Origin of the sequence: Rugamonas violacea, assembly GCF_016461825.1 — a bacterium.
In the GTDB taxonomy this organism is placed as follows: Bacteria; Pseudomonadota; Gammaproteobacteria; order Burkholderiales; family Burkholderiaceae_D; genus Rugamonas.
Genome location: NZ_JAEMNU010000011.1, coordinates 1 through 10753 on the forward strand (window position 1 = coordinate 1; position 10753 = coordinate 10753).

The following is a 10753-nucleotide window of genomic DNA, read 5'->3' on the forward strand; positions in this document are numbered from 1 at the left end:
TTCAGCATTGGGCAATCTGTCGCCCACCGTCTACGAACGGAAAATGGCAGCACGCCAACCTATCGTCGTGTCCGAAATTACTTGACCACAGCAGCTGACATGGTAGAGGACCTGCGTGAGTTCGACGGAATATTGAAATCGCACAGGTTCCCGAATCTGAAGACGCGCCTGCGCGTATTCGATGACGAAGACCATGCGAGCGTCTTTCCCTTTCTCCTGACGCACGGATTACGGACTTACTTAAGGTCGTCGAAGTGAAAACACAATTGACCAGTTTCCGGCGGGCGAATTCTCGCGACATTCCTGCAATGTCAAAGATTCGATTGGCTGTTCGCGAAAATATTCTTTCCAACCCCGCTCGTGTTACCGAGCAAATGTATGAAGATTATCTGGAGCTCCTCGGACGAGCTTGGGTGGCGGAAGTGGATGGGGTTGTCGCCGGTTTTTGCTACGCCAACAACACGGATTCATCCATTTGGGCGCTGTTCATTGAGCAAAAATACGAGAGGCGCGGACTGGGTAAGCAACTGCTCAACATGGCCCTCACTTGGCTTTTCGAGCAGGGTCACGACGTCGTCCGATTGAGCACCGGGGCGGAAACAAGAGCAGATCGTTTTTACGCCTCGCAAGGATGGACACGAGAGCGAGTTGATGGGAACGACGCTTTTTATCTGCGGGTGAGGCCGGAAGCGCAAGCCACGTAGTTGCCGTGTTGATTTTTCTGGCTACGCAGGGCAAACAATTTCACTTGTTCGTTTCTAGTGTCGCTTACTTCGCCGAGAGCGCACATCTGGAAAACATCGGACTCCCATAATACCGGGAGGCCGATGCCGGCCGCTTAGTCGCGAGCTGTTTGCCGTTTGCTATCGCGACCTGCTCATGGCTTGGCAGGGTGGCGGCGGCGCGCTGTCCAGCCCAGCAATCCCAGGCCGGCCAGCAGCATCGCGTAGGTTTCTGGTTCCGGCACTGCCGTCACCGAAATATCCAGGCGGCCTATCGCTTGCTGCTGGTTGAAATTGAGCGCGGTCCAATCGAAATTGGCCGGGACGTAATTGCCGCCATCGGCAAAAGTCAGATAGGGATTTCCGGTGACGACATGCACCACGCCGTTTTCATCCATTCCCTGATTCGGGCCGCTCTGGCCGCCGCCAATGCCGAATGCACCATTGGCCAGTGAGTGGGCGAAGTTGTTTTGCTCGGTGCCGGCGTCGTAGACATGGCCAGCACCGCCCAGCGCCAGCGACAGCTTGCCGCCGCCAGCCAGCGATGCCAGGTCGATGCCCTTCGCATCGTCATTGCCGATAAAGAAATCGTTGCTGAGCACAACCATGGCGGCGTAGCTCAGGTAGCGATTGGCGCCGTTCAGGTCGACGTTGTGCAGCGTGAAGCTACTGCTCGCGCCGGGAAAGCGCGGTCCGTTTGGCAGTGTCGTTTGCAAGCCACCCGCCACTGCGCTGGCGAAGTTGGCGCTCAGCACGCTGGCGTTGCCGTCCTCGGCAGAGCGCTCGATGGCCAGCGAGGCTGCGGCGCCGGCATTGAAGGTGTCGAAGTTGCCGTCGTGCAAACCTAGCCAAAGAGGGGCAACGCCAACGCCGCCGACCGGCGCGATATTGGTGAAGGTGAAGGTGACGTCGGCGGCCTGGGCGGCAGCAACGGTCAGGCCGACGCTGACGGCAATCAGCGCTTTTGCGAAAATAGAAGGTTTCATGTGATGTCATCCTTTGTTATGTAATTGAAATGCCGCGCACGAAGTCGCGCGGAATTTCTTGGTCGAATGACATCACGCCATCATTACAATGATTTCATTTTTATATTTTTTTATCGGCTGTAAGGAATCCTTTTCCCGCACCGACAAACGCTCCCGCTGGTCCCCTTACGGCCAAAGACGCGGTCCCTGAGCGAGGTCGTCCACCGGGCGCGCATTGGAAGGACGTCGCGATCGTTCGTGTTGTAGCCGAGGCGTTGCGTGAAGGGCGCTCTGCATAGGGTTGACTCACCTTGTCTAAGGATATGACCGAACCCGACCACAGACTTTCAAAGGCTACTTTGGGACGACGGACGGCTCGACGTAAACTCCCCTGTCCCCATGCTTTGCGTTGTTGTAAAAACCGCCAAAGAACGCCACTCGCTTGCTCCAGATTGGCAACCGGTAGTTGTCAACTAAGCGGGCCTTGACCGCTAGCGCTTTGCATTCCGGCCGCCTCGGCCACAATCCAGTCGCGCACGATGCTTGCGTTGGCGTTGGCGTTGGCGTTGGGCGCGGCATGGCGGGCGATCAGCCAGTAGCCGTAGGCGAGCGAGGCCGGCGCACGCGCGCTGGCCAACACGAGTTTGCCTTCATCGAGCAGCGGGCGCACCAGCGCCAGCCGTCCCAGGGCCACGCCCTGTCCGGCCAGGGCCGCTTGCACCACTTGGTCGTATTGGTTGAAGTGCAGCACGCCACGGGCTTGCAGCTTGCCTTTGCCGGCCTTGCGCCACCAGTCATGCCATTGCAGCCAGGGCCGCGATACGTCGTCGAAATCGAGCAGGACTTGCTGGCGCAGTTGCTCCGGGTCTTCGATCCGGCTCACGCCGAGGGCGGGATGGGCGACGGGCACCAGTTCCTCGTCGAACAGGAAGAGGGCGTGCTCGGGCGCATCGGCACGCTTGCAGTAACGCACAGCGAGGTCGATGTTTTCCCGCTCCAGATCGACGAAGCGATTGTTGGCGGCGACCCGCACGTCGATGCCGGGCGCGGCGCGCTGAAAGGCGCCCAGGCGCGGCAGCAGCCACAGGGCCGTGACGCCGATGCTGGCGCTGATGGTGACGGCGCCGCCGGCCGTGCCGGGATGCAGGGCGGCGACGACGTCGCCGAGTTGTTCCAGTGCCGAGTCGGCGCTGCGGAACAGGCGCTGGCCGGCGCTGGTGAATTCGATGCGGCGGTGCGAGCGGACGAACAGGCGGTAGCCGAGAAAGCTCTCCAGCGCTTGCACCTGGCGGCTGAGCGCCGACTGGGTCAGGCACAGTTCCTGTGAGGCGAGGGTGATGCTCATGCGGCGGCCGACGGCGACGAAGGTGCGCAGCAGATCGAGCGGCGGCAGGTCGAGCAGGCGGTTGGACATGGGCTTCGGTGCTCCGTTGCGCCGTCTGCCAGGGGCAGGCGACGAGTGTTCAGGTGGCGCTGAGAATTGCCGGGGCAATCGCGGCGGGGCTGCTCTGCGAGTATTTTACACATGCTTGGATGGAATGCGAACGGAGCAAAAATAGCGTTTGAGCCGGCTCGCTGGCTGGGGTTCAATGAGTGGGTGCAAACATGAATGAGGAGCATCCATGCGACAAGTCCCGACAGGGCCAGACACGGTCACGGCGGCACTGGAATTTTTGTGCCCGGCGAACGAGCGTCCCTACACCTATATGTATCCGCCGCCCGATGGCGGGCCGTGGCAAAACAGCGACTACCGGCGCGAAAACGTGCGCGTACGCGATGCGCGCGCCGTTGCCGCGTCGTTGTCGATCGACCGCGAAGGCTTCGAACTGCATCACGCGCCCAGCGCGGTGCGCGACTTCATGAACCAGGATGAGGTGCTGCGTTACCACTATCCGGAGGCGGCGCAACTTGCCTGTGCGGCCACCGGGGCCAGTCGCGCCATCGTCTTCGACCATCTGCTGCGGCGGCGGCAACCGGGGCCGCCGCTGGCCTTCGGTCGCCGCGACGGTCATCGTCCCGGCGCGGCGGGACGAGTGCATTGCGATTTCACGCTGGCGTCGGCGCAGCGCCGGCTGGCGATCGAAATGGGCGATGCGGATGCGGCGTCGAAGATCGCGCGCTACAGCATTGTCAACCTGTGGCGGCCGATCCGCCATCCGGTGCTCGACGTGCCGCTGGCGCTGTGTGATGCGCGCACCGTGGCGCCGGGGCAGTTGGTGGCCAGCGATATTTTCTACCCCGAGCGCGGCGGCGAAATCTATCAGGCCGTGTATGGGGCGGAGTTTGCGTGGTCGTATTTCTCGGCGTTGACGCGCGACGAGACGCTGATCTTCAAGCAGTTCGATTCGCTCCGGACGGGTGTGGCCAGGTTCACGCCGCACGCGGCGTTCGAGCATCCGGCGGCACCGGACGATGCGCCGCCGCGCGAGAGCATCGAGACGCGCTGTTTGTTAATATTCGATTGAGCAGGGGAGAAGACGATATGGAAAACACGACGCGGAACGAATTGGTATTCTGGTTCGATTTCGGCAGCAACTACAGCTATCTGAGTTTGCTGCGCATTCGGGCGCTGCAGCGCGATACGGGCCTGGCGGTGTGCTGGCGGCCTTTCCTGCTGGGGCCTATCTTCAAGTCGCAGGGCTGGGCGAGCTCGCCCTTCGTGCTGCAAAAGGAGAAGGGCGCATACGTGTGGCTGGACATGCTGCGCCAGTGCGAGAAGTACGGCCTGCCGTGGCGGCGTCCGTCGGACTTTCCCCGGCTGGCGCTGTTGCCGACGCGGGTCGCCCTGCATGCCGCGGAGCAGCCGTGGCTGGGCGACTTTTGCGAGCGCGTCATGCTGCGCAATTTTCGCGACGATCTCGATATCGGCAGCGACGAGAGCGTCGCCGCCGTTTTGCTCGGTTTGGGCCTGGATGCGGGAGCCATCATCGCCGCCGCGCAGGAGGAGGCAAACAAGCAGAAGCTGCGGCAGCGCACGGCGCAGGCGCAGGCGCTGGGCATATTCGGCGCGCCGACCTTTTTCGTCGGTGCCGATATGTTTTGGGGTAACGACCGGCTCGACGATGCGCTTGCCCATGGCCGCAGCCGCGCCATTTCAAGCTCCGCTTAGCGTGAGGTGCTTGTAGAAGAAGGTGGTGCCACACAGGTCGCCATTCGGCATCAGCGCGTACTGCGGCACCGCGCCGACGCGCTGCCAACCGGCGCGTTCATACAGCCGCTCGGCGTCGCCGCCGCTCACCGTGTCGAGCACCAGCACCGACTTGCCCGCGTCGCGCGCGGCCGTGTCGATGGCTTCCATCAGACGCTGGGCGATGCCGCTGCGGCGCGCCTGGCGGTGCACCAGCATCTTGGCGATGTCGGCGCGGTGCGGTTGGTTGTCGGGCAGGGCGGTGATCATCTGCACGGTGCCGACGATGCGGCCGGCGGCGTCCTCGGCGACCAGCAGCACGCGCTCGTCGCGCGCCACGCCGGCGGCCACGTCGCGCCAAAAGGCCACGGCCTTGGCGCGCGGCAGCGGCAGCATGAAGCTGACCGAGGCGCCGCCTTCAACGCAGTCGATCAGTACATCGGCGAGTGCTTCGATGCTGGCGGCGGCCGCGTCGGCGTCGAGGCGGCGGATGGTGATGTTCATGCGGGTCTCCGGTTCGGAATGAAGGGTTGCGGCGCCAAGGCGACCAGATAGCGCGCCGCCGTGCTGCCCGGATTGGCGTAGACGATGGGCTGGTCCAGGCGCATGGCCAGGCAGTCGCCCGTGGCCAGGCGCCAGTGTTGGTCGCCGACGCTGATCTCCATCACGCCTTCGATGATCCAGACCTGCTGGTAGATATCGACTTCGGCAATTTGGTGAGCTCACTGAAACCACCGGCAAGGTCTAGGGTCAGACCCCGAGGGGTCTGACCCTGGCTTGTTGCCGTTGGGTGGTGTTGATGCTGCCGGCGCCTTCGCTCTAGGGCACGCGGCTCTGTCGGCGCGCTGGCTTACGCTTCGATGAAGCGCATCTTGAAGTTGCGGCCTTTGATGGCGCCGAAGTCGCCGCCCAGTGGATTGTTTTTGCTCAGGCGCTCGAAGGCCTGGTGGGCGACGCGGCGATCCAGCGCGACATAGCTCATGAACTCGAACACGTTGATCTTGCCGACCTGTTCCTTGGTCAGGCCGGCGTCGCCGGTCAGGGCACCGAGCAGGTCGCCGGGACGCAGCTTGTCCTTCTTGCCGCCCATGACCACCAGCGTCATCATCGGCGCCGGATCGGCGGCGGCGTATTCGCTTTCCTCGATCTCGTCGAGCTTGTGCCAGGCGACCGGCGCCTTCTGGTATTCCTCGATCAGCTTGACCCACTTCTTCTCGTTCGGCGCGCACAGCGACAGGGCCAGGCCCTTTTCGCCGCCACGGCCGGTGCGGCCGACGCGGTGGATGTGCACTTCGGTGTCCTTGGAGACGTCGACGTTGATCACCGCTTCGAGGTTGCTGATGTCGAGGCCGCGCGCGGCGACGTCGGTGGCCACCAGCACGGAGCAGCTGCGGTTGGAGAACAACACCAGGATCTCGTCGCGCTCGCGCTGTTCCAGTTCGCCGTACAGGGCCAGCGCGGAGAAGCCTTGGCTGCGCAAATCGTCGGCCAGTTCGCGGCATTGCACCTTGGTGTTGCAGAAGGCCAGCGCCGAGACGGGCTTGAAGTGGTTCAGCAGCTTGGCGACGGCGCCGTTGCGCTGGTCGAAGCCGATCTCGTAGAAGCGTTGTTCGATCTGGCTGTTGTCGTGCTGGGCTTCGACCGTCACTTCGACCGGGTCGATCAGGAAGGAGGCGGTGGCGCGGCGGATGTCGTCGGGGTAGGTGGCCGAGAACAGCAGCGTCTGGCGGCGCGTCGGGCAGGCGCTGACGATGCCGGCGATCTCTTCGTAGAAGCCCATGTCGGTCATGCGGTCGGCTTCGTCGAGCACCAGGGTCTGCACCTTGGACAGGTCGATGGTGTTGCGGCCGATGTGGTCGCGGATGCGGCCGGGCGTGCCGACGACGACGTGGGCGCCGTGTTCCAGCGAGGCGATCTGCGGGCGCATCGGCGAGCCGCCGGTCAGGGTCAGCACCTTGATGTTGCCGGCGGCGCGGGCCAGGCGGCGCAGTTCATTGGCCACCTGGTCGGCCAGTTCGCGGGTCGGGCACAGCACCAGCGCCTGGGTGGCGAACCAGGCCGGATTGAGCTTGTGCAGGATGCCGATGCCGAAGGCGGCGGTCTTGCCGCTGCCGGTCTTGGCCTGGGCGATCAGGTCGCGTCCCTCCAGCACCGCCGGCAGGCTCTGTTCCTGGATCGTCGTCATCTTGTGGTAGCCGAGCAGGTCGAGGTTGGCCAGGAAGGCGGGCGTCAGCGGCAGGCTGGAAAAGGAATCAGTAGTCATGGTGGCGGACCGGGTAAAGAGGGGGATGGGGCACAGTCTAACAGGCTGAACGCGGCTGCGGCCGCGGGCCTTGGTGCGAATGGTGGGCGGCCGCGCGCGGCGGCTGCGCCGGGGCGCTAGTTCGGCGCCCAGACCGGCAGCCCGGTCAGGTCCAGCGCGTCGTCGCGGGTCCAGACCGGCAGGCCGGAGTTGTCGGTCGCCTCGAGCAGTTCGAGCTGGACCTGTTTCATGTTGGCGCGCTTGCCGCGCGGGCCGGCGCCACGCTTGGGCTCCGGCTCGAGCGGCGCCGCCGGGCTGAAGCCGGGCAGGTCGAACGTCGCGTTGTCTTTTTTATCTCTCATTTCTGAACCTCATACCCATTGGCCGCGGCGGCTGGCGCAATGGAGCGTCCCCGGCTGGCGTGTGCACGCCAGGGGACGCTTGAACAAGGCGGCGCGTAAATGCGCCGCACAAAACAAAAGCCCGGCTGCAGCAGTCGGGCTCAGTAAATTTTAGTGCACGCAGTGTATCACAAACCGTTTTGGCCGTGGGACGGGGCGGGCCGGCACGGCCGCGTCGGCGGCCGTGCCGGTGTGCGTCATCCGGCCCTTGGAGGCGCCGGGCGTCCGGCACCCGGCGCCTAGCGGAAGCTCAGCGCGCCGGTCAGGTCGCCCGGCGGCAGCGCGCCGCGTTCGGCGAAGGCGGCGTTGCGCACGGCCAGGCCTTGCAGCAGCGGCAGGTCGTGCAGGCGGGTGATCAGGCGCAGGATCGAGGTGGTGTCGTAGAAGCTGTGGTCGACCTGGCCCTTCTTGGCGAACGGCGAGATGACGATGGCCGGAATGCGCGAGCCCGGACCCCAGCGGTCGCCCTTGGGCGGCGCGACGTGGTCCCACCAGCCGCCGTTTTCGTCGAAGGTGATGACGACGACCATGTCCTTCCATTGCGGCGACTTCTTCAAGTGCTCGATGACGTTGGTGATGTGCTGGTCGCCGGACTCGATGTCGGAATAGCCGGCGTGCAGGTTCAGATTGCCCTGCGGCTTATAGAAGCTGACCGCCGGCAGTGTGCCGGCCACCGCGTCGGCGAGGAATTTGTTGGAGATCGGGCTGTCGCCCAGGCCGCCGTCGCGCAGGTGCTCGGCGCGCGCCGCCGTGCCGGGGGCGAACTGCTTGAAGTAGTTGAACGGCTGGTGGTGGAACTGGAAGTTGGGCTTGGCGCCGCCGCCGCGCGCGTCGAGGGCGGCTTGCCAGGCGCCGCCGTACCAAGCCCAGCTGACGCGCTTGGCCGACAGCAGGTCGCCGATGGTGTCATAGGTTTGCGGCGGCAGCGTGCTCGGGTCGAGCGGGTCGGCCAGGTTGGCGTCGCCGCCGGCGGCCGGCCGCACATAGCTCGGTTGGTAGGGCGGCGCCATGGTGTTGACGGCGTAACCGTCGGGCGAGATGGCGCCGTCGTTGACGAAGCTCGGCTTGCCGTCCAGCGCCGACGGCGGGCAGTCCGGCGCCACTGCCAGGCGGGTACCGGTGGGGCCGTCTTCGAGCACGGCGATTTTTTTCTTGGCCGGCGTCTGCGCGGCGTTGAAGTACTCCGGCGTGCGGCCGGTGACGAGGAACTGGTGGTTCAGGTAGGAACCGCCGAAGGCCGCCATGAAGAAGTTGTCGCACAGGGTGTACTGCTCGGCGATCTTCCACAGGCCGAGGTTCTTGCTGGTCTCGCCGTAGTAGCCCATGACCATGCCGCCGGTGTTGCCCCAGGCGGCGAAGCCGTCGTTCTTGCCGCCGTTGATCTGCATCTGGTTATGGTAGAACAAATGCCACAGGTCGCGCGTGATGACCGCTTCCGGCAGCGGCTTGCCTTCGGCGTCGACCAGCTTGAAGGGGCCGTTGGGCAGGCCTTGCACCTGGTCTTCGTTGAGCACATACTTTTTGCCGCCGATGTCCTGCGGCGTCGGCACGATGCCGCCCCAGACCTTGGGCAGGGTCGGCAGCACGCTGCCGTTGCGGTCCTTCTGCGCGCTGGCGGCGGCCGGCACGGCCGACAGCGGCGAGCTGACACCGGGGAAGTTGGCGAACAGGTTGTTGAAGCTGCGGTTTTCCAAATAGATCACCACCACGTTCTTGACGTGGGCCTTGAGCTTGGCGTCGAGCGAGCCCTTGGCCAGCTTGCGGGCCGGGGCTGCGTCGACCATCGCCGGCAGGGCGGTGGCCAGTCCGGCCGCGCTGGCGGCCTGGAAGATGCGCCGGCGCGAGGGATTGCTGGGTTGGTCGGCAGTTGGGTTCTGCTGGTCGCGGTCTTGGTCCTTCACGCACTTCTCCTCAGGTGATTGGGCTGCCGGCGGGGCGGGTTGGCGGCCGCGCCGGGCAAAGCAGGATTGTGACAGTTTGTCATAAATGAGGAAAGTGAAATGCGCTTCAAATTGCCGCGGGATGAAGGCGGCCGTCGCGGGGCGGCGCCGCCCGGTGATAGAATTTGCAACCCCACAGTTCGCGCATCGTCGTAGAAGGACCGCCATGCAAGCTTCGCCGCTCAATTTCGCCCAACCCGTGCTGGACGCGCAAACCATCGAGGACGTTTCGGCGGTCCTGCAGTCGAACTGGATCGCCACCGGCCCCAAGGTGGCGGCGCTGGAGGCGGCGCTGTCGGCGCGTTTCGGCGGCCGGCCGACACGGTTGCTGACCTCGGCCACCGGCGCGATGGAGGTGGCGCTGCGGGTCTGCGGCATCGGCGCGGGCGACGAGGTGATCACCAGCGCGCAGAGCTTTTTCTCGACCATGAACATGATCGTCAAGGTCGGCGCGCGGCCGGTGTTTGTCGACTGCGTGCTGCCGTCGCGGGCGATCGACCTGGCGCAGGTGGAGGCGGCCATCACGCCGCGCAGCAAGGCCATCATGCCGACCCACTTCCCGGGCAGCCTGGTGGACATGGACGCGCTGTACGCGCTGGCGCGCCGCCACGGCCTGCGGGTGATCGAGGACGCCGCGCTGGTGCAGGGCTCCTGCTGGGGCGGGCGGGCGGTGGGCGGCTTTGGCGACATCGCCACCTTCAGCTTCCACCCGAACAAAAACATGACCACCATCGAGGGCGGCGCCATCGTGCTGGCCTCGGAGGACGAGGCGAAGTTGGTCGACATCGAGCGCTTCCACGGCATCGCCCGCCTGCCCGACGGCACGCGCGACGTGGTCGCGGCCTGCGGCAAGTTCAATATGTCGGACGTGTCGGCGGCCATCGGCCTGCGCCAGTTGGCGCAGCTCGATGGCTTTTTGGCGACGCGCGCCGCGTTGGTGGAGTGCTATTTCGAGCGCTTTCCGGCCATCGCCGGCGCCATGCTGCCGCCGTGGGGCATGGCGGGGCAGAGCTGGAACATGTTCTGCGTGATGCTGCCGTTCGAGACGATGGCGCTGGACCGCAAGCAGTTCCGCGACGCGCTGCAGCGGCGCGGCATCGCCACCGGCATGTCCTACGAGGCGCTGCACACCACCACGCTGGGCCTGGGCCTGGGCTATGCCGAGGGCGACTTCCCCAACGCCGAGCGGGTCGGCCGGCAGACGGTGACGCTGCCGCTGCACGCGGCGATGACGGTGGCCGATGTCGACCGCGTGTGCGCCGCCGTGGCGGAGATCGTCGGCGTTTAGTGGGCGGGCTTCGGCGCGGTGGTGGATCAAAACCACCCACAGGCGAAGAGCCGGGGGGGGGGCCGCGG

General features: G+C 65.2%; 11 protein-coding genes and 1 pseudogene. 5 read left to right on the plus strand and 7 right to left on the minus strand.

Annotation, left to right across the window (positions count from 1 at the left end):
- Positions 1–258 (plus strand): annotated as a pseudogene (locus H7U20_RS30065) (hypothetical protein); the annotation flags it as partial.
- The gene (locus H7U20_RS02155; protein WP_370593051.1) at positions 255–704 is read left to right on the plus strand and encodes a GNAT family N-acetyltransferase; all 450 of its coding nucleotides are present in this window, start codon (positions 255–257) and stop codon (positions 702–704) included. The pseudogene H7U20_RS30065 and the gene H7U20_RS02155, both read left to right, overlap by 4 nt.
- A gap of 173 nt (positions 705–877) precedes the next feature.
- Here the strand turns inward: H7U20_RS02155 and H7U20_RS02160 are convergent, their stop codons facing one another.
- The gene (locus tag H7U20_RS02160; protein WP_199517978.1) at positions 878–1708 is read right to left on the minus strand and encodes an FxDxF family PEP-CTERM protein; all 831 of its coding nucleotides are present in this window, start codon (positions 1706–1708) and stop codon (positions 878–880) included.
- Positions 1709–2156: 448 nt separating this feature from the next.
- Entirely contained in the window at positions 2157–3101 is a 945-nt protein-coding gene (locus H7U20_RS02165) for a LysR substrate-binding domain-containing protein (protein WP_199517979.1), read from the minus strand.
- Positions 3102–3309: 208 nt separating this feature from the next.
- Here H7U20_RS02165 and H7U20_RS02170 point away from each other — a divergent pair, with 208 nt between their 5' ends.
- A complete protein-coding gene (locus H7U20_RS02170; RefSeq protein WP_199517980.1) occupies positions 3310–4152 on the plus strand; it encodes a CmcJ/NvfI family oxidoreductase in 843 nt (280 codons plus the stop codon).
- Between the two features lie 17 nt (positions 4153–4169).
- On the plus strand, positions 4170–4796 hold the full coding sequence (locus H7U20_RS02175; protein ID WP_199517981.1) for a 2-hydroxychromene-2-carboxylate isomerase: 627 nt from the start codon (positions 4170–4172) through the stop codon (positions 4794–4796).
- Here H7U20_RS02175 and H7U20_RS02180 read toward each other — a convergent pair.
- From H7U20_RS02180 to H7U20_RS02200, 5 genes are all read right to left on the minus strand, one after another.
- A complete protein-coding gene (locus H7U20_RS02180) occupies positions 4782–5318 on the minus strand; it encodes a GNAT family N-acetyltransferase (protein ID WP_199517982.1) in 537 nt (178 codons plus the stop codon). The two genes, H7U20_RS02175 and H7U20_RS02180, sit on opposite strands and share 15 nt — an antisense overlap.
- Positions 5315–5479, minus strand: coding sequence for a cupin domain-containing protein (locus H7U20_RS02185; RefSeq protein ID WP_199517983.1), 165 nt, complete (start codon positions 5477–5479; stop codon positions 5315–5317). The genes H7U20_RS02180 and H7U20_RS02185 overlap by 4 nt, the downstream gene beginning before the upstream one ends.
- A 185-nt stretch (positions 5480–5664) precedes the next feature.
- Positions 5665–7077 (minus strand): ATP-dependent RNA helicase DbpA, encoded by a 1413-nt coding sequence (gene dbpA, locus H7U20_RS02190; RefSeq protein WP_199517984.1) that lies wholly within the window; start codon positions 7075–7077, stop codon positions 5665–5667.
- A 116-nt stretch (positions 7078–7193) separates the two neighbouring features.
- The gene (locus H7U20_RS02195) at positions 7194–7418 is read right to left on the minus strand and encodes a hypothetical protein (protein WP_199517985.1); all 225 of its coding nucleotides are present in this window, start codon (positions 7416–7418) and stop codon (positions 7194–7196) included.
- A 278-nt stretch (positions 7419–7696) separates the two neighbouring features.
- Complete coding sequence (locus tag H7U20_RS02200; RefSeq protein ID WP_199517986.1) at positions 7697–9358, minus strand: acid phosphatase; 1662 nt, start codon at positions 9356–9358, stop codon at positions 7697–7699.
- A gap of 205 nt (positions 9359–9563) precedes the next feature.
- Between H7U20_RS02200 and H7U20_RS02205 the strand changes: the two genes are divergently transcribed.
- Entirely contained in the window at positions 9564–10685 is a 1122-nt protein-coding gene (locus H7U20_RS02205) for a DegT/DnrJ/EryC1/StrS family aminotransferase (RefSeq protein ID WP_199517987.1), read from the plus strand.
- Positions 10686–10753 lie beyond the last annotated feature (68 nt).